Source organism: Citrobacter sp. 172116965 (genome assembly GCF_013458095.1).
Taxonomy (GTDB): domain Bacteria; phylum Pseudomonadota; class Gammaproteobacteria; order Enterobacterales; family Enterobacteriaceae; genus Citrobacter; species Citrobacter braakii.
In genome coordinates this window covers 1,993,033-2,014,561 of record NZ_CP046673.1, presented here as the reverse complement: position 1 = coordinate 2,014,561, position 21,529 = coordinate 1,993,033, and the positions used below count along the sequence as shown (strand labels likewise).

The following is a 21,529-nucleotide window of genomic DNA, read 5'->3' as shown; positions in this document are numbered from 1 at the left end:
AAACCGCCAGCGACGGGCCAGCGGATTTGGTAGACTTGGTATGAAGATTATTTGATCTCGAAATCTTCCAGCGTCTTACCGGCTTCGAGGGCAGCAGCGATAGCACGAGGAGTTCGGCCCTGACCTGTCCATGTTTTTTCAGAACCATCGGTATCGATGTATTTATACTTAGCTGGACGTGGGGCGCGCTTCGCTCCGGTCTTGGAAGAAAATGGGCTAACAGTTGAAAGTAATTCTGCCGGGTCTATGCCATCTTCCAACAGCTTCTGACGGAATGCTTCCAGCTTGGCCTGTTTCTCTTCCTGCTGTTTGAGAAATGAGGCTTCTTCTTCACGACGTTCTTCTACAACGATAGTGAGTTTTTCTAACATCTCTTCCAAAGTCTCAAGTGTTAGTTCACGAGCCTGAGCACGGAGAGTACGAACATTGTTGATGATCTTTAAAGCATCAGACATGCGATTTCCCTAATGTTTGTGGTAAAGAATATAAGCAATAACATCATAGTTTTAATCGTTCCTGTGCACAAAATCAATACATTATATGGTATAGACCTCAGATCCATCCTGAGTTCAAATTTTTATTTGGGTTTGGGATTATTTTTAGCTGGGCGGGTTTCTTCAGATGATATATTATCAATGCGATTTTTAAACTTCCTTGAAAATCTATTTTTCTCAATGCATTTTTTCTCGGCCTCTTCCTGATTATTAATGTAGTGTTCGATTGTAATGCCGTTATCCAAGTCATAAATGACAGAAATCAAGATGTTGATATTTTCATCTCTACTGTCATGTGTAATGTCAAACTTAGATATTAGCTTTGATACAACAACGTAATTTGGATGCAAAATAGTTGTCATGATGGTATTCCATAAAATGGATGGTTGATGTATAGGCGTGTTTTTAGGAGACACAGCAGGTTAGTGTCTTATTAAAATAAATATAATGTTATGATCGAATAGTTAATTACTTATTATGGTTTGTTTTTTACCTCTCTATTAGGAAATGGAAACTCAAGATAATCGTCAGCAAGATTATTATCTTTTATGGCATTCCACCATCTTTCTCTATAATCCTGTTGATTACACAAAATTCTTTGTCTTTGCATTTCATCAAGGATGAATTCCTTTTTATCCGGCCATTCCTCCTGAAGTCTGCGAACCGTTCTGAAGAGAATGTTTTTATGTAAAGCTACACGAAAGAAATTTTGTTTATATTCTTCAAGACGTTGCTCATAATCAGCGACAACCTTCTTATGGCTATTGATTGTGTTATTCAACTGCATCTGTATTCTACTAACCCTGTCATTAGCCATAGATGCTTCAAACTGCGACTGTTGAGAATCCAGCCTTGCCTCATTTGCCTGTTGGTAAGAGTCTACAATTTCTCTATTACGTTGCGCCGCATTATAATCATAATTCCAAAACGGATTTTTTCCAGACATAAATATACCTCGATATCAATTATTCTATGTGTATATAATTAAACATTAACTTTATAAAAAGCAAATAATTCTATTAATTAATATCATTAGTCAGATATTTAATTTCCTTTTGTTTAATACTTCGTTTATGGGCCAAAGAAAATATGGTTATTAAATACTTCCACCCATTGCTCGCAAATATAATATGCATGAGATGGAACCCTGAACGTCCAGACTGGATTTAATACATCACCAGTCATAATACAGATCTCGGCATCATCGGATCTGCAATCAGGCAGCGTGTAGTTGATTTCCCTGATGTTGCTATATGGGTATATAAATGTGCTGTTCATATTTTTACGCAATGTCGAAGACATTACGTTTTTCTTTATATTATTTTTACGCAACTGCTTGGCAGTTACGTTTTTCTTTATATTATTTTTACGCAACTGCTTGGCAGTTACGTTTTTCTTTATATTATGGTTAAAGAGAAGAACCGAGCGTTGCATTAAATTAATGGTGAAGCCCGCCTGTTCGTATTCGTAAGACAAAGCAGCATCGCTGAACGAGTCAACAAAAGCGATTTTTTGATCTTTTTCGAAGATTTCCATAAAGCTTTGCTCGTTGTTGTTTTCCATGCTCATCCCTCGCTGTTTTACTGCTTTATCTCAGCCCAGCATAGTCGCCAGTGCCAGCATACTCAAGCAAATGATCTGTAAAATCGATCGATAAGCTTATATTGATAGATTCTAACGATTAGAAAGGATTTATCGATCGGTTTTTTAATTGCTTTAATCGATCGATATGTTATTTATGATAGCCTGTGACTATCATATGTTTTGTATCGATCGATTTAAACGATGTGACGAACACTAAAAATAATTCAATTCTATCAATTGATTAGACGATAACTCCTGATCTATAGGTCAGTGCGCCGGGATTGGGGTATACGAATCTGACTAAATCCTTGAGGAATAAATGAAAGGACATAACTTCTTACCACTGGCGGTCTCTCTGGTGTTTCTTTCTGGCTGCCAGCAGCTCAACGATGGCGTGAATACAGTTAATGGAGCAATCAGTTCTTCGTTGTCTTCAGTAGGTAAAGCGCTGGGGGGAACTGCCACCACTCAAAGCCTTGGCCCGGTATCGTCTGTATCTGGCCTTGGTGCTGTCTGCAAAGACTATGAAGAAAACGCAATGGCAGCAGAGAAAAAATGGACGGGAAAACGGATCTCAATCGCAAATGCGACTGTTCTTGAAGTTACGAAAGGCAGAAGTGCCAGCGATATGATGACGGGGATGCCTAAATCAGCCCCTAACTATTATCTGCTCTTTAAAACAGCCGATACAAGCTACTGCGGCGGGATGGTCTGGCTGGATTACTACTCCGGCCTTGATGATGCCGTTCTGACTTACAAGAAAGGCCAGAAAGTCAGTGTCACTGGAACAGTCAACAACTTCGAAGTCCGTGGATTCGCTACCGTCAACAATGCCGATATGCCAGTTCGTCTGGTTGTTCTGAAAAACGGCACTATCAGTCACAAAAAGGGATAAGAACCATGCGTAAATTTATAGCCATTGCGGGCCTTACCGTGTTGTTATCAGGCTGCGGTGAAAAAGGTGATTTTGAGAAAGCTATCAATGCGAAGATTTCACATTCAAAGCTGTGCTACTCCTTACAGGATAATGACATTGTGTTCAATAAGGGCTTCCCCATCCGGGTCAACCATGGCTACCGTTCAGCGGGGTATAGTGCCAGTGATGAAATATTGAAAGGTCTGGCTAATCAGGGCTGCTTGATGTTTCTCAACAAGCAAATGGTTTCAGTAGTGTCGATGTTCTGGAAGTAACAGACAAAGGCCAAGCGGTTGAGTTTTGGATCGAGATGGTGCCTGTGTGGTCATCGGGGTTGCTGAGATAAAGGAATGGACCGAACCGGGAAACGGTAATCAAAATTGTTCGCGTGTCATAACATGGAAGTTGGCGGATGTTCCTGCATGGGTGGACAAAAAAGCGTTCTCCAGCGTCAAGGGTATGAATGAACCTGAAGACGGCATGATTAATCTTGTTAAAACCAGCAATGGCTGGAAAGCGATCTAAGGGGCTATCATGGAAAACAATACCATCAAGTGTCCATTTTGCCTGAAAGAAAGCCAAAGGGGTGTCCATGTCTGCACCGGCTGCATGGCGACGGTTCTGTATGGAACCTACCCCGGCTGGTATGCTTTCGTGGTTATATTATTGACCTTCGGCCTGTCTATACTGATCGGAATGTCTACAGGTATGGCGGGAGCTACTATCAGCCTACCAATCATTGCGGCTGTTGGGTTTGTCGCAGGTAAGGCAATTTTCTCTGATAATGTTGTGTTTAGAAGAAGGATGTAATCAGACTTAATACAGGAAACCATACCATTGACTTATCTAGGTATGGTTTTTTTGTATGTAAAAAGTTGAAACTGATACAACAAACAATTACAGACAGACTGATCTGTGCCATAAGTGGACAATGCTAACATCTTGAAATGCTAATCTGTTAGCCTCACTTCATTTGAACATTCAGATACTTTGAATCAAACCAAATCTGAACAACAGATTAGAAAGCTCCCCTACAGGGATATTTAGCTGGCGAGAAATCACCGGTAAGGTTATACCATCATCAGCTAGGGCGTCGAGTAATGAGTCAATGATCATAGATCTTTCTCGCTCCATTACTTGATCCTCTCTCAATCTAAACCCACGTGCAGAAGCTTCTCTTACAAGATTATTATATTGCCAAGTAGTTAATGCTCCCGCTTGCCTCATACGGTAAATAAGAGCAAAGGTAGATACTTTCCAGTTATGACGAAGTTGAAGCACGGCATCTAAAGATGGATTGCGCATTTTTGCAGCTAGAATATTCTCTTTTGGCATTAAAAACGCTGAAGCAAATTCATTAGCCTCAATTTCAATATCCTTGCCTTGAGGTGTTCCATGTTTATGCAGAACCAAATGCCCCAGTTCATGAGCTGCATCAAATCTACTTCGTTCAGCAGTTTTTTGGTTGTTCAGAAATACATATGCCTTTCCTGCTTTCCAAAACGAATAAGCATCAACATCCGCTGTATTTTCTGATAATGAAAATACTTTAATCCCATTCATTTCTAACAAATGAACCATGTTAGAAATGCTTTTACTGCCAAGTTTCCAGTAATCACGAAGTGCTCGTGCAGCTGATTCAGGTGTTTCGCCTCTTAAATCAATTAGGTTGAGTTCTGGTAATTTAAAATACTGTTCAAAATAGTCACTAACAATCAATCCGAGTTGACCTGCACCAATTGCTGCACCTTCCTGTGCAGATGTCATTTTCTTCAGAGAACGAAAAGATACTGTAGAAGGATCAATTGATTCAATATCTTCACCGAAGAAAAAATCGGCAGGATATTTTAAAACATCTACAAATGAAGCTATAGTTTGCTCAGATGGCTCATATAGGCAATAATCTTTCTCATAATCAACGATCATTCTCAAAGAAAGCCCTGCTTTTTTTGCTAAGGCTGTCATTGTTAATCCTCTTCTTGTCCTTGCAAGTTTAAGGCGCGAAGGGTTAAATTTTGCCATGTGATATCCGAACTACTCGTTTCTAATAACTGTGAACGCAGGGGTTTCGTTAAACTCTTCTTTAAGAGGGATAACTTTATTAACAAACGGAATCGCTTCGAAAATGTATCGTTCCTTCCATGAAGCTATTCGCGTTTTACCAGCAGAATTGCTCATTCCATCGGGAATGGATAATTCATAGCGCACTTCTTTATTACCATAATCGAAAAAGTAAAGGAGAACAAAGTTGATCATCGAATCAACAGGTTCTGATGCGACAATGGGAGAAATCCCTTTTTCAGGATTAAACAATTCAAAGTTTTCACCGACCAGAACTTCAGTAGCAGCCCCTTTAGGGTTTTTGCTCTTGGGATTCCCATCTAAAAGACCAGTGTACTTGTCGCCACTCATAACGAGAATATTTAACCCTTTATCCTTGTTATGAGTCAGGTTTAACCCGCTAACAAATGAAAAGCTCCATTCTTCACTATCAGTAAGCAATTCACGGCGCAAGCCACGAATAACCGCTCCCCAAGCACGAGACCCCGGATCTGTTTTAGCATCTAGATCAGTACTTTGTCTGATCTCCAGAAGACCATCTTCTATAGCTGCTTGAAGTGCATACTCGCTAATCCCATATTTAGAAACATTGGCAATTGCCTCATCACCAAAAACTACCTTACGCTGCATTTGATTGTTCATACGGTTCTCGCATCACTCGTCACTTCCTGATTTTATACCTAAAATTAGGGGGTAAATCAAGAAGTGAACTGATGATTTTTACAGTATCTATGTGTAAAGACTAAGAGCCTATCCTATTAGCCTATTTAATTGGTCATTTTGAAGCGAGGTGGTGCTTAAAATCCTTACGTACTACCTGTACGCTCCGGGATTGAAGCGTTGTTTGTGCTTAAACTGCCTGCAACAATTACGCCTAGCCTAATGGATAGGCTCTTAGTAGGAAACTGTATAAATAATTGACAAAAAGAGATTTTTGGCTTAAATTTATTTAAGAGTGATAGGAGGTTATTATGTTGAGTTTAAAGCCTAAAGAACATGAAATGCTTCTCAAGCGTGGTGAGCACATTGACGAATCGGACCTGATCAAAGCACCTGTTTGTGATGGCACAAGAGAAGAGCGTTTACAGTCTCTTCTAGAGTGGCAACGTCAGGTTGCAAAAACAGTTCTTGGTGAAGAGCAAGAGGCTACCCCTCACCTTTTTTATAAATAATCTATTATACGTTAATTTACTATGCCTGCTATCGTTTATTATCATCCTGATTTTATTAGTGGTAATTATAGAGGAGAGAAATTTTGTGATTTCTCACTCTTGACTAATGATCTTACTTCTAATTGCGAAGCTGGTCTTTTAACACTATTTGTTCTTGATGTAGAAGATGGAAAACTTCTTCGAGGGAAAAATAAGCCGTCTTGGACTGATACTAATGGTGATGAAATATCAATCCTTATAGGATATAAAGCAGGCGGTCATTGGCATTATCATATTGGACCATATGATCCTAACTCAACATCTACCCAAGCCAAGATCCGTGATTTAAATATATCTGGGGCAACATCTGCAGCAGTTATTCATTACAGATGGTATGACCCTACAACTAAGAAAAAGCTAATAATACTATCTTTTGGTCCGAAACACCGTAAATTTCCCAAAACCAGAGAGTTGCCTAATCATTTGACTTCTCGGGGTGGGCTTATCAGCTTTGGTAAACTAATCAAAGCTATAACTGATAAATGATATTATAGTTTCATTCTGTTATAGCTCTACGAATCTCTACTTCGTAATCCCGGTGGCCTGAACTTTGGATAGCTATCCTTTCCCATCTGCTCAAGTGGTACAGACGGGGTGAGATTCTCACTTTGATTGTGTTCTGCCTGATCCTGCTTAAGACGGCTTGGGAAACGTCGAATCTCATCAGGTGTTGGTTTATAGTCATCTTGGTTAAACTTGGCTTTTTTCTCATATTCAGTGCGAGAGATATGACGGCCTAATACCTCGTCAAAGACGTAGTTTTCAGCAATACGTTTATCATGTTCCTCACTGATAATATCAACTTTAATTTTGTCTGTTTTAGCCCATATGAATTTATCCCTGATAAAATCAACTAAGAGGGCAGTGAAGCGTTTAAAAATATTATCCTGACGTGGAGTAGTCTTATGCTTTCTTGCACGGTCAGGGGCGCTTCTGGATGCCCTGTTTGGGTTTTGAGAGGTGGATGTTTTCAGAATAGTATTTGTACCAGAATCAGAAATACTGATTGATGGCGGAATACCAGCAACAACCTTACTGACTTTTGTTTTATCACGGTAAGATTTGACTCCACGCATACGAGTATGAGGAGCTGGTGCTACCAGTAAAGGTCTATGTTTTTCTGACGAAATCTCGGAGAGATTACGTTTTTCTTGGTTTTGTTCTTCATTGGTAGAAGAGCTGGATCGCGTTTCTGGTAAAACAATTTCTTCTGGTTCAGCAAGATGTGTAATCGTAAAGCTTCTGACATCAACGACGATTTCAAGATCAAGTTCGCTGAATGTTTTGTAGACTTCAACTGCTTCCTGCTTCGCTACATCACGAACAGCCTGTTCTGCGGCTCTTTGCTCCTGAGCAGCCTTACTACGCCATTTGGCACTGTGGATACGTTTCATCGCAGGGCGATTTGTTTCAGCGGCTTTGGCAAGCCATAGTGCTTTTTCTTCATTATCCAGAGCAGCCGCCGCTTTTTCTAATGCCTCTTCGTGCTGGGCTTGAAGGGAACGATGATCAATACGTTCTGGCGAACCAGCAGCAGCGAGGTAGCTGTTCGCCATAGATGCCCATGATTCACGCCACAACACAGACATTTTTCTGTCATTCCAGCTTCTTTCTTTTTTACCAAAACCTTCCGGGCCTATGGTTTTTAAGGTTAACATAACGTGAGCATGAGGGTTATCACTATCAAGATCATGGAAAGCGATGTCAGCAATCATGCCTTTATCAACGAAATTTTTCTGACAATACTCAAGGACAAGTCTTTTCTTGTCGTCATTGTTTAACTCGGCAGGAATAGCAACATCGAAATAACGGGATGTTTGACCATTGTTCTGGCGCTCAACTCTTTCAACTTCATTCCACAATGCTGTAGAGTCTTTTACGATGTGTTCTGGTGCATTAGCTGGAGCTAATATGAAGTGCCCATATAAATCAGTACGGCGACTGTAATCATACGTATCACCTGTTCTTTCATCTGTTATACGTGTACGAGCATGATAGGCAGCCTTCGCAACGGAAGACCTGCCTTCTGAACGTTTCACAATTTTAAAATCAAGATGAAAAATAGCCATACAATGAAAACAACCTCAATATAAATATCAAACCAAAATATAAATCTCCAATGCGACTATGCTGGTTTTAGTTTTTCGCAAGAAAAACTCTGGTGTTGACGTTGACCTTGTTTCCGAAGGAAACGGTGTTAGCCTGCGGCAGGCAACCGTCGGTAGACCCCACACACTGCGTAGCAGTGTATAGGTGGGCATTGCTTTATTTTTATATCTCCTAAAGGAGCTAAAAATAACGACAATGTTTAAAGTTTTTCTATACTTAAATAATAACTCTAGTTTTACTGTCTGTGAAATTTACAAGGCTAGAATCGGATGAACGGCTGAGGTATTACACGAATATTAATGATTATGGTTTTAGAGAGCGCCCGTAAGGGCAAAAGTAGTTTAATTAGTCTCCCGCCGTAGGCGGGAACGTGAATTTTATTAAAATTGAGTTGAAAATCTTTAGTTGATAACTGAAATTCCTAAAATAACAGACTCTTTTATGTGCTGCACAAATCACAGCTTAGTTATGAGAAATAGAATGGATATTAACAGGTTAAATGAAAAGCACTAATATGTAAAAATAAGTAACGCGGAGAGGTCTGGTTTTGAAAGCTAGGTGGATTTTACATATCATGTTTTTAAATTTCATTATTTCCAATATTCCATCACTTTTAGTTTAAGTGGTCTAACCTGTTTTATGTGAGTGAGCGCTAGCAAGGTATGAGAATAAAACCCATGATTGGAACAAACCATCATTAATAGGGCAAGCCCTATTCAGCATAGTGATTGTTTATGACAATCACGAAGTGCTGTTTTTGACAAAAGCAAATAAATATAAGAAGAGTATTATCTATTTAGCTGAGGGTGGATAAGATGAGTGAATATAATTCAAATAATAATGAGAAGAAAAACAAAAAACAACTTGAACATATTAATCTATGCATTACACGAGATTTTTATTTTTATGGTAAGTTTTACGATGAGCTAAAAGGTATCATCAAATCATATAATGATGAGATAATGGAAATCAAAAGCGATATAGGCGAAAAAATATCTTTAAGTCTTTTGTGTGATCATGGTGATAAAATTAATAGCGAAATAAAAGAGGTGATGGATGATGCTGATATATCATTTAAAACTGTGACTGAACGTTTCAGAGAGAGTGTTTTGGAAAAAATGATTAATTGGCTAGATAGTGGGAGGATTGTGCATTCTGACGTTCCGATGATTATTACAATTTTTCAACAGGAAGTTTATGGGTTCAATTTTAGAAAATTAAAAATAAGATCATATATAAATGACGGGTTAATTAAGAAGTTCGGTAAAAGTATTGATCATGGGATGGTTAAATGGTAGAAGGCTCAGGCTGCGAAAAAGAGAATATGATTGGCTATAGCTCAATACATAATAATTTGAAAGCTATGTGTGGAAAATATTTTATTGATTATTATTTGACAAATAAAAAATGTCGATGTAAATAAAATGAAGATACAAAAAAAGCCAACTTCATAAAGTTGACTTTTTAAGGACTAAAAAAGTTTTGCCGACTTTTGAAGTCTTGTAATCAGTTCAACGACAACGTGATTACAAATATAATAAAGTATTAAATAATCTTTTCATATTTGTCAAATCTAAATCGAAACTTTTTACAAGCCTGTCAAATACCATTTCCAAAAACATTTTAGTTCTCGAAAGCAATAACGTTAAACCTGATTGTACGGGTCTGAGAAGGTAGGAGCGACAGTGTTTGATTCATTCTCAAGGTTATTGTTGATGCCAAAGCGGGGAGTCTGCGTAACATCAACTTGAAGCGCACATCTAAGGCTTTTAGAAACAGCAGTATAATTTCTTTAGTAAAACGAGAAATGTTTTTAAAGTTATGATGTTGTCTATGGAAGTGCAGAAGGGTGTCGCAATATGGAAACGTATTGTAGCTCTAAGCCATAGCATGAGAAGCGCCTTTTCCTATTACGTATTATAAAAAAAATTAAACCAGTTTCAACAATCAGTTTTAATACTGGTATGTTTTGATTTTTGTTTTTTATATGCGGATTAGGAGAGGCGAAGCTCTAAGCAAAACCAAGTTTTCCTGACGGAAAACTACTACGACTGAAAGTCGCTATCTAAAACCCCAGATCCTAAATTAATTAAATTAAAGTACTACTAGTACGAATTTTTTGAAATAAAATAAAAAAGTTAAATTTCAGAGAATAAATAAGTAAGGTGCCATTTTATAAAGGCACTAACGACAAATAATTAGAATTATAAGATAAATAAATTACATAGATTAATTTGAGTTTCTTTTGTTTTAGTTGTATTAATTAGTAAATTATGAAAAATAAGGAGAGAAGATAGTGATTAATAAAATACAAGCGGCTGAAAATGTAACTGATAACACTTCAAAAAAATTAAAAAAAGAAAAGCAACATAGTGCTGGAAGGTTGCAGCGAGTGTCATTAACGGAAAAGCGATTTCTTGATGACGCTGTTCATGCAGCGGCTAGAGTTAAAGGGAAAAAATTAACAGCAGAGGAGCGAAGGAAAGTATTATGTGTTGCAAGAGAACAAATACGTTCTCAACGTAAGGCTGAGCAGATTAAAAATGAAAGAAATAAAGAAAGGTTTGAAGCAGAGTTTGAATGGAAAAAACCAGTGTCATTTCGTCGTTAAAGCATCCATTCATTAATGATGATATTATTATTTTTTATAAGAGGGAATACATGGGGAAATTGAAAACAAAAAATCTTAAGGAAAGTGAGTTTATAAGATATATAGAAACTCATCCAGTTTTTTCAGAGTCTTTATGTAAGAAGCATGGGGTTTCTGTTGTATCACTAGGTTATTCCCTTTATGTCCATAGTAATCATTTTTTTCTGGAGAATGGTTATGTGTCAGATGATATTCATTATGACATGGTTAAAAATAACTTAATCATCATGAAACCAACTCTTAAACGATTTTATAAAAGAACAAGGCAGGTAGATTATAATGATTATACTTTCATATCGGGGATTAAAGAGCATCAAGACTATTGTATGTTATTAACGCTTTGTTGCTATCATTGGATTGCCGATGTGTTCACTGTCTATAATCATAATAAAGGGAGTGATATAGTCGTTGACGTTGCCAATGAGCTTTTACAAAGAAGCATTGACTACTTTTCAATTGAACATCAAAACGTAGTTGAATGTTTTAATGAGTTAAAACATAAGTTCCCACATTATAGAAAGCGATAAGAATAATTACTTGAATGTCGGATCTTTTGTAAAAGTCGATTTGACGATAAAGTTCTATTGTTGTATATGATCCATATATAACCGATAAGAGGAACGATTATGGATGACATATCAGAAAAGCAAAAAAACAGAACTAAGCCACGTATTAAAAAGACATTAGAACAGCAGTTGGCTTCAGCTCAGATGCGTTTGAATCGCTTACAACATAAATCCAAGCAAGAAACTAAACAGATTGAAACTCGTCAGAAGATCATTCTAGGTGCAGAAGTTGCTAAAGCATTAGATTGTGATGTTTTCACGGTTGATAAGGAACTAGTTTTAGGAATGCTGTTGGAGATCCCAAATCTACATCCTGACGATAAGGTGAGATTTAGAAAAAATGGACTGTTATTTCTGGCTAGCATTAAAGGTAGGAAAACTTAATATAATCTTCAATTTTTAATTTGACATACAAACAATAATATTTTAATTAACATCATATGTTGATTTCTAAATTAACACATTCAATCCTTATATAATAAAATACATTTTTTCACGTCCTGACAACAAGCCGCCCTATTTAACCCTTATAGGGCGGTTGTTGTTTTTTTAATTTCTTAATTAACTGCATATTTCTTAAAAAAGATTTGACAAACAATCTTATTTATTATATTTTTTAAGTACTACTACAGATGAATAACTCCATATTCAATCTTGTAAATCTGCGGTGGTTTTAATAAAGTCAGGAAGTTATCTTCCAGTTAAAGGGTTGGGTTTATCCCAGCCCTTTTTCTTTTAAAATAATCATCAATTATCTAAGTATCCATTAAATTGAAAGTATTATTTATCATCCAATAGAAAAAATCTTGTTTTTCCTCTGTGTTTTTTTGTGCTTTAAAGGTCGTCCGTTTATCGGTTAAATTGCGATAAAGATTTTATTTGGTATTGTTTTATATTATGTTTCCGCTATCTATTTTATATCTTTCCAGTTAACCAAGGAGATATAAAGGAAATGAAAAAAACAGTATTAATTAAAAACAAAAAAAGTAAAAAAGGTTTCTCTCTTTTAGAACTATTACTTGTTTTGGGTATTATAGCAGCCTTAGTTGTAGCCGCTTTTATAGTATATCCTAAAGTACAGGCATCACAGAGAGCACAGGCTGAAAGTAATAACATCGCAACGATACAGGCTGGTGTGAAAGCACTCTTCACTTCTGCCTCCAGTTTTACTGGATTAACTAACTCTGTTGCTGTTCGGGCGAAGATATTCCCGGATAATATGTTAAGTGGTTCTGGTTCAGCCGCTAAGCCCATCAATGCTTTCAAAGGAAATGTTACATTGGCTGCGGATAAAACTGGTCCGTCAGGGGCGGATGGTTCTTCATTTACCATCACTTATGAAAATGTTCCGGCATCTGAATGCACGAAGATCATCACGGCAGCAGCAGGAAACTTCTATACTGCAGGTGTTGGCACAGCAGGTAATGTTAAAGCTGCAGGTGGAGTTTTAAATGTGGCGTCTACTGCTACAGAGTGTGATAAAGGTGGAAACAGTAATAAGTTGATTTTCACGTCCATATAAATTGTTTTTCTCTCTCGTGTAATAATCTCACCATCACAGTGAGATTATTATTTTAATAATAAGTATCATTTTCTTAGAATACATCCAGTAGCCCGTCCGTCTAATTTTCATACATGCTTTCTATATTTGTGTTTTTGCGGCCTTGATTTATTTTACACCTCTGTTAATTGTAGAGTTATATATTTTATTATGTGAGGTGGGAAATGAAAATGTTTGGTATAAAAAAGGGATTTTCACTATTGGAGCTGATCCTTGCTCTAGGCATCGGCAGTGCAATAGCTTTAATAAAATTCCAAGATATGAAAGTTGAACAAGAGGATTTAGTTGCTAAAACAGCAGGGGAACAAATTAAACAATTAGGTGAGGCAGTTAATGGTTATATCAGTATGAGATATGATAAGTTATCTACACTGACATCAAGCAGTAATCAAAGTAGCGATCCGGGACCAAGAACCTGTAATTCTACAGGCTGTGAAATTGATTACCATACTCTTGTTAATGAGGGGTTACTACCTGCATCATATAACGGGAATAACATATATAAGTCTCCCTATAAAATTATACTTAAACGTGAAGGAACCGCACCTAACTATGTTATTAACGGTTTGATTACAACATCATCAGCATGGATCGAAGGCGGACACATCCGTTATGATCTTCTTGGTAAAGCAATGCAAGTTGCTGGTGTTGACAGTGGTATGACAAAGGATGCGACCTCTGTTGCTGGATTCCAAAGCCAGTGGAAGGAACAAAACACCGCATTCAACAATATTACAAGAGATGGATTACTTGCCTTCAGAGTCGGGTATAACAGCTCGTTATATGCTATCTATCTTCGTCGTGATGGAACACTACCTATGACCGGCAACCTGAATATGGGTGGTAATAGCATCACTAATGTAAAAGACATTAAGCGGCAGGGGCAGGGAGTTTTGGTGGTAATATTACATCGAATGGAAATATAAATGCAGCACATGAAGTTATCGCACATAATGGATATGGGGATACAATTACATTAGGGGGTGATGCATCAGGGGAGGATTATGAAATAAGATTAAGTAATGGGGTAAGGCCATTAAGCATTTATTCTCCTAATGCTGCGAATTATACAACAGTATTACAAGTGTGGAAAAACGCAAAAATACAGCAACGCCTTGCGACTAATGGTCTTGATCCTAATGAATTGCCTTCAGGCTGGAGTGGTGGTCTAAGAACTAATGATGTTTATGCTGCCGGAACAGTTGGTGCAGGCTCTGGAGGTGCTGTTAATGCTTATTTAAATAGTAGTGGTAATATTTATGCATCAAATGACATTAATGTAGGGCATCAGGTCAATACTCAATATGTCTGGGCATCAGGAAACTTAAACTCAAACTATGTTCATTCTAATGGAAATATTGATGCTAATGGTCGAATAAACGCTGGTGAATTTGTTTATATAAATGGACAAGCCAATATAGGGTGGGGATGTTCTCCAAATGGTGTTGTAGGAAGAACACCAGAAGGTAAAGTTATTTCTTGTGTTAATGGAGTATGGAGCGGATCAACAGGAAGTCCAGTAATAAGAACAGCATATGCCTCTGCTTATCGTTTCCCCGGAGCTGTTGCTTATTGCGCTGGTTCAGAAAAAGTTGTAGGTGGAGGCGGTCAATGTAATACAGCAGAAGGATATGTTTGGTTAACGGTCTCCAGACCTAATGGTGATAACAGTTGGTATGCAGGATGTGATACAACTAAAAATATTACAGCTACTATAACTGTTTATGCTATATGCCAATAATATTAAAAACTAAACAAATGTAATAAAAATTAAATAAACAAGATTTCTATTAACTCACTGAATCTATTAAGCACGGATATTCTTATGATTTTTTAAATGGCCTCCTGAAAGGCCATTTTATATAGTTTAGAGGCTACCCATTATTTCTGTAAGATCTGTAGCTCTAACATATTTTGCTGCATTACTCTGTTCTTCTTTTAGGGCACTAAAATGCGCAGTTCCACAGGCTATCTTCGCATCTTCTTCATGACCAAGACCAATGTGTTTACTTTTAGTTTCGACAACAAAATAGATATGTTCTTCACCATTATCCTCAATGACTAAGGCCCAGTCAGGATTATAAGTCCCTAATGGTGTCGGGATTTTAAACCATCCCGGCAGCTTCACATAAAGCTTAACTTCATCCTGTTCTTCGAGTTCTTGAGCGAAACGGCTTTCGACTTCAGAATCTTTAGGAACATATTCGTAAACTGACTTAGACGAGGTTTCGAAAAGATTGCGGGCATATCCTGTTAGCTCCTTATCCATAAAGAGACTTTGCGCATACACCTCTCCTTTTAGTGGATAATATTTAATACCATCAACAATTGACAGGCGTTTACAGTAGTTGATTCGGCCTATAGCTTCACTGATGAACTGCTGTGGATTTTTAGCAAAATCAGCAAGTTTTTCACTCTCTTTAAGGATGGTGCATAAACTGCGTCTTGTCAGGCCCGTTTTTTCCTGTAGAACACCAAGAACATCTGGCAGTGGCTGTTCTTCAACATCAATAACAGAGCTTGTCGTTCCATTTGACTGAGCTTCAACACCAAGACCTGACTGACTTTGTTTTATTGTGGCTTTACTGAAACTGACCATTGCTTTTGCTACAGGCTGCATTTCAGAAAGTGATTTCGTACAGGATTTAATCAATAAATCTTCATCAAATGCCAGACGATACAATGTTTTTTGACTAATGCGCTGCCATAACGCTTCAAATTCCGGGCTGTTTAAGACCTCTTTCCGGTATTTGATTACTTTACGCTCATCAGCATTATTTATATTGAGTCGTCCTGCTGATTTACGCAGGATAGATTCAATTTGCTCCTGAAGGGTAAGGAACTTTTCGCTAACAGTAAAAGTGCCATCGAAAAGAGTCTCTTTCAGTGTTTTGGTGATTTTCCCGGTTTTTTCCAGATAACCTTCAGCATGTAGTTCAGACCATATCTCCTGTGAAGCGATGATACCTACAACTTGTGAGGAATCAGAGCATATCAGATGGGCAAACGCATCTTTTTCGACGATGCCAAAACGGATGCCTGTTTCGTTCTCAATTTCAGACTGTAAGCGCTCGGCGTAGGCTTGATAATTTTCACTGGCAACTACAGTCAGAATGTTAATGCTGTCATCCCGGACACGCTCACCATCTTGGTTAACACACAGGCGAAGCCCACGGCCTAATGTCTGACGGCGTTCGCGTTCACTCCCCATCTCACGAAGGCTACAGATCTGGAATACATTTGGATTATCCCAGCCTTCTTTCAAAGCAGAGTGTGAAAAAATAAACCTCACTGGATTCGAGAAACTCAAAAGCTTCTCTTTATTTTTCATGATGAGGTTATAACCACGTTCAGCATTTTCGCGGCCTGCATTATTGCTTTCGCTTGTTTCAGCCCATGCACCTTTTTTATCAATGGAGAAATAACCATCATGAACGTCTTTAGCATGTTCTGGATGAGAAGGGAGTAAATCTTTATAGGCAGGACTTTTGATGGCTTTAAGGTATTCTTCCTCAAAGATACGGGCATATTCACCCGGCTCACGTTGTCCTTCTTCAGTGAACTGACGGTAGAAATCAACCTTATCGATGAAAAACAGGGTAAGAACCTTGATTTGCTGAGTATTCAGGCGAAGTTCTTTATCCAGATGTTCACGGATTGTACGTCTGATCATATGACGCTGGATGAGCATAGGGTCAATATCCCCCACGACATCACCGACTTTCATATAGTAGGTATCAGAAGGTGTTTCCAGTGTAAGATAACCCTCTTTGCCCGTTCGGATCTCGCTTATCCGGTAACCCTGATAAATATCACGTCCTGTTTCGTCATCGAGTGTCATACCGTCATATACGGTAATCTCTGAACGATTTACGTTCCCTTTTTTATCGGCTATATCAACAAGAACAGTACCGCTGATAACATTTTTCTTACTATTAATACTGACCAGTTTCACATAAGGACTGTTGCTTGCATTCTGGACTTCAAGCCCGGCAACCTCGATCTGTTTGACCAGTTTTTGGTTGTAAGCATCAATGGCATCAAGGCGGTACACCATATGATGTTTATGAATATGTGTTGCTGAATAGCGTAAGGTGAACATGGGGTGCATAGCATCAAGTGCGGTTTTACCCGCACCGTTCAAGCCACCATCAACACTTTGCGGTTCATCGACAATAATAATTGGACGTGTAGCACGGATTAAATCAATGGGCTTATCCAGATCGTCCACAGTTGTTTTTTCACTGGACTGATAGAGCTTGTTAACATCTTTTTTGTTAATCGCACCCACAGTCATTACCATGATCTGCATAACAGAACTGGTTGCAAAATTTCGAACATCCGCAGGTTTTGCCGAATCATACAGATAGTATTCGTATGGAACTCCCGCATACAGGCTTTTGAAATGTTCTTCAGTGATTTGTAGTGTTTTATAAACGCCTTCCTTGATAGCAACTGAAGGAACCACAATAATAAATTTACTCATGCCATAGCGTTTATTCAGCTCCAGCATGGTGCGAAGATAAACATACGTTTTACCTGTCCCTGTTTCCATTTCGACAGTAAAATCATGGCTGTCGAGCACAGGTGAAGGTGGAAGCTGGTTTTTTAACTGAACATTGTTCAGATTTTTAAGCAGTACATCATCTTCGGGTATTTGTGGGTTAACAGGCATTGAACCTGTTGCGCCTTCAAATGAGAGTGCACCCTGAGCTGGGGCCAGCACAGTCATTTCGCTTTCCCATTTCTCTTGCCCTTCAAACAAATCACAGACCGATGTTATGGCGTTTTGCTGATAGGTAAGGTCAGATTCAAAATGTAGTTTCATCTCATTCCCTTACAGGCTGTGCAGGTTAGTCAGGCCGTGTTGTTCCAGAATGGCGCAAAGATTAGTTTTAGCAATATTATTTTCAAATGCGTCATCAAGGAAATAGCAGACAGTATCTTTGCCAGCTTTCAAACTCTTATGCCAGTCGATGATCCCCTTGGTCAGTTCTTCTACTGAAGATGCAGGGATTTGTTTAGCAAAGCAGGTAAACAATTTGCCACCGTCAACGCAAGAAACGGTTAATCCATCAAACTGACGGATTTCAATGTTTACACTCAAGTCAATGCCACGCTTTAGCATTAACTCTGTGAGCAAATCTTCTTCACTACGGCCTTCAAGGATTGGGCTTACATAGGCATCTATCTGTTCTGAAAGGGTTTCTGCTGTGGCTTCCCACGGACGGATATTAGATGTATCGAGTTTGAAAACACGAAAACCAACGTCACCTTTCCACTCTGGATTGTCTTCACGAACCTTTTTACCCGCGCGGCGTAGGCGCTCTTTAGTAAGTTCACTTATTGTTGGCTGGAGATTGTTTTTCATACAAAAAGAGTACGCGGCTTTCTGTTCACGATTGCTTTCTAATAAAACTTCAGGAAGTTGCACGATAATACTTTTGCGAGAAATGCCATCTTCCTTGTTTTGTTCAAAAATAGCATGAGCTGTTGTTCCTGAACCCGCAAAAAAATCCAAAATGATATCATCGTTTTTATTTGATGATAGTTGAACTATTCTTCTTAACAATTTTAGTGGTTTTGGTGTATCAAATACTTGTTCACCAGAAAATAGTTCCTTTATTTCATTCGTCGCTTGTTGAGTATGACCTACATCGCCATAATTCCAGATGGATCTTGGAACAACATCATCCATTTCTGAAAGATATAATTTTACACGCGGGAATTTTGCAAGCCCATCAATTCCCCAATATAAACGTTTTTCATTTATATATTTTTCAGTTATGTCTTTTGAGTATTTCCATACTGCTGTTTCTTTAGGCCATACCTCTTCCATAGTATTTGGGTTTACTATTGGGTAATAAAGGTTTGGCCTCTCATGCATGCTTTTATTACATGTGTATGTTGCAGAATTCCATTCTCCTTTAGGATCATGATCAGGGTTCTTATAATAAGATAGCTGTTCGCCAGTACGTTTAAGCTTTTTGGGTCTCCAAATATCTTTATTCTTCGCATAAACCAAGATGAAATCATGATCCGAACTGAACCATTTAGCATCATTTGCAGGAGACACTTTTTTTTGCCAACAGATAGAAGTGATTTTGTTTTCTTCTCCGAATACATTATTTAACAAGTGTTCTAGATTCGAAACCTCTGTTCCATCTATCGATAGAAAAATAACTCCATCTTGAGTCAATAAGTTTTTTGCTAAAATAAGGCGTGGATACATCATGTTCAACCAATCAGTATGATAACGTCCACTAGTTTCTACATTCGAACCTACGTATATTCCTTCTTCTGTTTGGCCTGTTATTTCAAGATAATTTTTTATATTATCTTGAAAGTTATCAGGATAAACAAAATCTTTTCCTGTATTATACGGAGGGTCAATAAATATTAGCTTTACTCTATTTACATAACTTTTTTGAAGAAGTTTTAACACTTCAAGGTTATCACCTTCGATCATGAGATTTTTGGTGTTATCCCAATCAACACTTTCATCTTTACATGGGCGTAAGGTGCCACGAGAAGGGGTAAGCGCAAGCTGACGAGCCTGACGCTTACCATGCCAGTTCAGGCCATAGCGTTCTTCTTTGTCGTCTACATTCTCACCCAAAAGCTGCTTTAAAACCTCAAAATCAACACTGCCTTCATTAAAAACTTCAGGAAACAATGATTTAAGCTTGGTGATGTTATCAGCAGTGATATTCATTGATTGCAGTTCGGGCATTTCAGGCGAAAGTTTGTTCATTGACCATTCCACGTTTCTGTATCAGGTTACTGTGTGATGGGGGATATTTTACGGTAAATAGTGCATTTCATCAATGAACAGCGTGCTACAGATTTCTTTTTAAATCATTATGTTAATGCTTTTATTGAATGTTCTGTCCTCGTGTTAGTACAATTAGTTTTTCTGCGTCTACCAAACATTATCAGGATGTGATGATGGCTAAACTGAACAAGAAACAACTTGCTTTACTCAAAGAAATACCTGCCGATCAACTCATGCAAATAATTTGTGATATTGCAGAGGATAATGGTCAGGCAAAATCCTTTCTTATTAATAAATATCTGTTAACTCCAGAAGAATCACTGAAAAAGGCTGAGGCTGAATACAAAAGGGTAATTAAAACAAAACGCTTTTATGATTATTATGAAGCAGCGATTTTTTTTGAGGGGCTATACAGGAATGTCATATTTCCACTTGAAAAGACGGTATCAACGCTGCCTGAAAAAACCGAGGCGTTTTGCCATGATTTACTGCTCTCATTTGATAAAGTCAGCGAAATTGCTGATACATCAGATGGATCATGGATGGACTATTATAATGGTGCTGTCGAAATATGGTTAAAATCCCTGTCCCTACAAAAAGACAAAAGCATTGATGTTATAGCAGATAAAATAATTTCCGTACTTAAAGGTGATGTGTATTTTAACTTTGATATTTTTGATAAGTATAAAAAAGAACTGGGATACAATGTTATTCGTGTTTTAAGGGAAAGTCTTCTTAAGACAGGTGATGTCAATGGTGCTGTTGAGTTAAGTCTGTATATCAGGGATGTTGATTTCATCAGGCAATGCTTTGAGAAAAGAAAACTGAATCAGCCAGAATATATCATTAAGTTTGCTGAGTTGCTGGTTGATGAACTGTGTACTGAGGAGGCCATTCAGGTTCTCAATAAAATCAAAGAAGATAAATCAGTTGATCAGGCAGGGCTTCGTGATAAATGGACTGAGGTGTTGGCTCTGGCGTTGATTGAAGAAGGCGAGATTCAGCAGGCAAAAACAATTTGTATAGACGGATTTAAGAACAGGTGTGATGTTATTTTTTATAATATCTATAATCGGGTAGAGAAAAATAATGACTCACTGGATTTGTTCTCTGGCATAGCAAAGAAAAAAGGCTTTCCGTTTGTTATTCTTTTCTTGTCCGGGACAGATAGTTATGGAAAACTTGATTCTGAAGTCATGAATGCGAGTGAAAATGAAATCGCAGAGATGATGTCTTTATTACGCGGTTCTTTTGTTCGTACCTTATCGAGTGAGCTTTACAGGCATGGCTATGCATGTTCTGCAACTCTGCTCCGTAGAGTGCTGGCAGAGGACAGTATCAGCCGTTCTCAGAGTAAATACTACAGCTATGCGGCATCTGATATGAAAAAAAGCATTGATTACAGTAAAGATATTACATGGACTGAAAAAATCCCTTCAACAGAAGAGTATTTAAAATCCCTGTTTATTGAGCACAAAAGAAAATACGCACTCTGGGAAATAATGCTGGAAAAAATCGCTGGTTTAGCGATAGAGAAAGATTCAGTATCATATTCAGCATAGATTGTAATTAAGCATGAAGTTGAAAGGCCGCGAACGGCCT

Annotated in this window: 19 protein-coding genes and 2 pseudogenes; 12 read left to right on the top strand and 9 right to left on the bottom strand. The window is 38.0% G+C overall.

Annotation, left to right across the window (positions count from 1 at the left end; all coding sequences use genetic code 11):
- Positions 1 to 47: 47 nt before the first annotated feature.
- The 4 genes from GPJ68_RS09545 to GPJ68_RS09530 all read right to left on the bottom strand — a co-directional run bounded on the left by GPJ68_RS09545 (position 48) and on the right by GPJ68_RS09530 (position 2,057).
- Positions 48 to 455, bottom strand: coding sequence for an H-NS family nucleoid-associated regulatory protein (locus GPJ68_RS09545; RefSeq protein ID WP_048703573.1), 408 nt, complete (start codon positions 453 to 455; stop codon positions 48 to 50).
- Positions 456 to 577: 122 nt separating this feature from the next.
- Positions 578 to 856 (bottom strand): hypothetical protein, encoded by a 279-nt coding sequence (locus tag GPJ68_RS25125; protein ID WP_223584468.1) that lies wholly within the window; start codon positions 854 to 856, stop codon positions 578 to 580.
- Between the two features lie 113 nt (positions 857 to 969).
- On the bottom strand, positions 970 to 1,440 hold the full coding sequence (locus GPJ68_RS09535; protein WP_048703575.1) for a hypothetical protein: 471 nt from the start codon (positions 1,438 to 1,440) through the stop codon (positions 970 to 972).
- A 125-nt stretch (positions 1,441 to 1,565) separates the two neighbouring features.
- Positions 1,566 to 2,057, bottom strand: a complete 492-nt coding sequence (locus tag GPJ68_RS09530; RefSeq protein ID WP_180837254.1) for a hypothetical protein — start codon at positions 2,055 to 2,057, stop codon at positions 1,566 to 1,568.
- Between the two features lie 340 nt (positions 2,058 to 2,397).
- On the opposite strand from GPJ68_RS09530, the gene GPJ68_RS09525 reads away from it, so the two are divergent.
- From GPJ68_RS09525 to GPJ68_RS09515, 3 genes and pseudogenes are all read left to right on the top strand, one after another.
- The gene (locus tag GPJ68_RS09525) at positions 2,398 to 2,973 is read left to right on the top strand and encodes a hypothetical protein (RefSeq protein WP_057057372.1); all 576 of its coding nucleotides are present in this window, start codon (positions 2,398 to 2,400) and stop codon (positions 2,971 to 2,973) included.
- A 5-nt stretch (positions 2,974 to 2,978) separates the two neighbouring features.
- Positions 2,979 to 3,519: pseudogene (locus tag GPJ68_RS09520) on the top strand (DNA-directed RNA polymerase subunit beta).
- Between the two features lie 9 nt (positions 3,520 to 3,528).
- Complete coding sequence (locus GPJ68_RS09515; RefSeq protein ID WP_000430099.1) at positions 3,529 to 3,804, top strand: hypothetical protein; 276 nt, start codon at positions 3,529 to 3,531, stop codon at positions 3,802 to 3,804.
- A gap of 171 nt (positions 3,805 to 3,975) precedes the next feature.
- Here GPJ68_RS09515 and GPJ68_RS09510 read toward each other — a convergent pair whose 3' ends face one another.
- On the bottom strand, positions 3,976 to 5,016 hold the full coding sequence (locus GPJ68_RS09510) for an ImmA/IrrE family metallo-endopeptidase (protein ID WP_063615966.1): 1,041 nt from the start codon (positions 5,014 to 5,016) through the stop codon (positions 3,976 to 3,978).
- Positions 5,017 to 5,028: 12 nt separating this feature from the next.
- Positions 5,029 to 5,697, bottom strand: coding sequence for a hypothetical protein (locus tag GPJ68_RS09505; protein ID WP_016240049.1), 669 nt, complete (start codon positions 5,695 to 5,697; stop codon positions 5,029 to 5,031).
- Positions 5,698 to 6,026: 329 nt separating this feature from the next.
- On the opposite strand from GPJ68_RS09505, the gene GPJ68_RS09500 reads away from it, so the two are divergent.
- Both GPJ68_RS09500 and GPJ68_RS09495 read left to right on the top strand, forming a co-directional pair.
- Complete coding sequence (locus tag GPJ68_RS09500; RefSeq protein ID WP_016240050.1) at positions 6,027 to 6,227, top strand: hypothetical protein; 201 nt, start codon at positions 6,027 to 6,029, stop codon at positions 6,225 to 6,227.
- Positions 6,228 to 6,248: 21 nt separating this feature from the next.
- Complete coding sequence (locus GPJ68_RS09495) at positions 6,249 to 6,752, top strand: hypothetical protein (protein WP_016240051.1); 504 nt, start codon at positions 6,249 to 6,251, stop codon at positions 6,750 to 6,752.
- A gap of 26 nt (positions 6,753 to 6,778) precedes the next feature.
- Here the strand turns inward: GPJ68_RS09495 and mobQ are convergent, their stop codons facing one another.
- On the bottom strand, positions 6,779 to 8,335 hold the full coding sequence (gene mobQ / locus GPJ68_RS09490) for a MobQ family relaxase (protein WP_180836781.1): 1,557 nt from the start codon (positions 8,333 to 8,335) through the stop codon (positions 6,779 to 6,781).
- Positions 8,336 to 9,190: 855 nt separating this feature from the next.
- On the opposite strand from mobQ, the gene GPJ68_RS09485 reads away from it, so the two are divergent.
- The 6 genes and pseudogenes from GPJ68_RS09485 to GPJ68_RS09460 all read left to right on the top strand — a co-directional run bounded on the left by GPJ68_RS09485 (position 9,191) and on the right by GPJ68_RS09460 (position 14,893).
- Entirely contained in the window at positions 9,191 to 9,673 is a 483-nt protein-coding gene (locus GPJ68_RS09485; protein ID WP_004151478.1) for a hypothetical protein, read from the top strand.
- A gap of 998 nt (positions 9,674 to 10,671) precedes the next feature.
- Complete coding sequence (locus GPJ68_RS09480; protein WP_074172242.1) at positions 10,672 to 10,986, top strand: hypothetical protein; 315 nt, start codon at positions 10,672 to 10,674, stop codon at positions 10,984 to 10,986.
- Positions 10,956 to 11,552: a hypothetical protein gene (locus GPJ68_RS09475; protein ID WP_004151477.1), complete on the top strand. Its 597-nt coding sequence runs from the start codon at positions 10,956 to 10,958 to the stop codon at positions 11,550 to 11,552. Before GPJ68_RS09480 ends, GPJ68_RS09475 begins: the two co-directional genes overlap by 31 nt.
- Before the next feature lie 99 nt (positions 11,553 to 11,651).
- Positions 11,652 to 11,975 carry a conjugal transfer protein TraD gene (locus GPJ68_RS09470; protein ID WP_063924608.1) on the top strand — a complete coding sequence of 108 codons (324 nt, stop codon included), beginning with the start codon at positions 11,652 to 11,654 and terminating at the stop codon, positions 11,973 to 11,975.
- Between the two features lie 568 nt (positions 11,976 to 12,543).
- Positions 12,544 to 13,113 carry a type 4 pilus major pilin gene (locus GPJ68_RS09465; RefSeq protein WP_180836779.1) on the top strand — a complete coding sequence of 190 codons (570 nt, stop codon included), beginning with the start codon at positions 12,544 to 12,546 and terminating at the stop codon, positions 13,111 to 13,113.
- A 203-nt stretch (positions 13,114 to 13,316) separates the two neighbouring features.
- Positions 13,317 to 14,893, top strand: a pseudogene (locus GPJ68_RS09460) (prepilin-type N-terminal cleavage/methylation domain-containing protein).
- A gap of 126 nt (positions 14,894 to 15,019) precedes the next feature.
- Here GPJ68_RS09460 and GPJ68_RS09455 read toward each other — a convergent pair.
- Together GPJ68_RS09455 and GPJ68_RS09450 are read right to left on the bottom strand one after the other, a co-directional pair.
- Entirely contained in the window at positions 15,020 to 17,980 is a 2,961-nt protein-coding gene (locus GPJ68_RS09455; RefSeq protein WP_121584505.1) for a type III restriction-modification system endonuclease, read from the bottom strand.
- Between the two features lie 9 nt (positions 17,981 to 17,989).
- Positions 17,990 to 19,906, bottom strand: coding sequence for a site-specific DNA-methyltransferase (locus GPJ68_RS09450; protein ID WP_121584504.1), 1,917 nt, complete (start codon positions 19,904 to 19,906; stop codon positions 17,990 to 17,992).
- A 194-nt stretch (positions 19,907 to 20,100) separates the two neighbouring features.
- Between GPJ68_RS09450 and GPJ68_RS09445 the strand changes: the two genes are divergently transcribed.
- On the top strand, positions 20,101 to 21,489 hold the full coding sequence (locus GPJ68_RS09445) for a hypothetical protein (protein ID WP_001515502.1): 1,389 nt from the start codon (positions 20,101 to 20,103) through the stop codon (positions 21,487 to 21,489).
- Positions 21,490 to 21,529 lie beyond the last annotated feature (40 nt).

Bases quoted from the DNA above. Each gene is read 5' to 3' on its own strand.
- GPJ68_RS09535 (WP_048703575.1), bottom strand. From the start codon at position 1,440: ATGTCTGGAAAAAATCCGTTTTGGAATTATGATTATAATGCGGCGCAA.
- GPJ68_RS09445 (WP_001515502.1), top strand. From the start codon at position 20,101: ATGGCTAAACTGAACAAGAAACAACTTGCTTTACTCAAAGAAATACCT.
- GPJ68_RS09470 (WP_063924608.1), top strand. From the start codon at position 11,652: ATGGATGACATATCAGAAAAGCAAAAAAACAGAACTAAGCCACGTATT.
- GPJ68_RS09545 (WP_048703573.1), bottom strand. From the start codon at position 455: ATGTCTGATGCTTTAAAGATCATCAACAATGTTCGTACTCTCCGTGCT.
- GPJ68_RS09510 (WP_063615966.1), bottom strand. From the start codon at position 5,016: ATGGCAAAATTTAACCCTTCGCGCCTTAAACTTGCAAGGACAAGAAGA.
- GPJ68_RS09500 (WP_016240050.1), top strand. From the start codon at position 6,027: ATGTTGAGTTTAAAGCCTAAAGAACATGAAATGCTTCTCAAGCGTGGT.
- GPJ68_RS09475 (WP_004151477.1), top strand. From the start codon at position 10,956: ATGGAAAAAACCAGTGTCATTTCGTCGTTAAAGCATCCATTCATTAAT.
- GPJ68_RS09525 (WP_057057372.1), top strand. From the start codon at position 2,398: ATGAAAGGACATAACTTCTTACCACTGGCGGTCTCTCTGGTGTTTCTT.
- GPJ68_RS09450 (WP_121584504.1), bottom strand. From the start codon at position 19,906: ATGAACAAACTTTCGCCTGAAATGCCCGAACTGCAATCAATGAATATC.
- GPJ68_RS25125 (WP_223584468.1), bottom strand. From the start codon at position 856: ATGACAACTATTTTGCATCCAAATTACGTTGTTGTATCAAAGCTAATA.
- GPJ68_RS09530 (WP_180837254.1), bottom strand. From the start codon at position 2,057: ATGGAAAACAACAACGAGCAAAGCTTTATGGAAATCTTCGAAAAAGAT.
- GPJ68_RS09485 (WP_004151478.1), top strand. From the start codon at position 9,191: ATGAGTGAATATAATTCAAATAATAATGAGAAGAAAAACAAAAAACAA.
- mobQ (WP_180836781.1), bottom strand. From the start codon at position 8,335: ATGGCTATTTTTCATCTTGATTTTAAAATTGTGAAACGTTCAGAAGGC.
- GPJ68_RS09505 (WP_016240049.1), bottom strand. From the start codon at position 5,697: ATGAACAATCAAATGCAGCGTAAGGTAGTTTTTGGTGATGAGGCAATT.
- GPJ68_RS09515 (WP_000430099.1), top strand. From the start codon at position 3,529: ATGGAAAACAATACCATCAAGTGTCCATTTTGCCTGAAAGAAAGCCAA.
- GPJ68_RS09495 (WP_016240051.1), top strand. From the start codon at position 6,249: ATGCCTGCTATCGTTTATTATCATCCTGATTTTATTAGTGGTAATTAT.
- GPJ68_RS09455 (WP_121584505.1), bottom strand. From the start codon at position 17,980: ATGAAACTACATTTTGAATCTGACCTTACCTATCAGCAAAACGCCATA.
- GPJ68_RS09465 (WP_180836779.1), top strand. From the start codon at position 12,544: ATGAAAAAAACAGTATTAATTAAAAACAAAAAAAGTAAAAAAGGTTTC.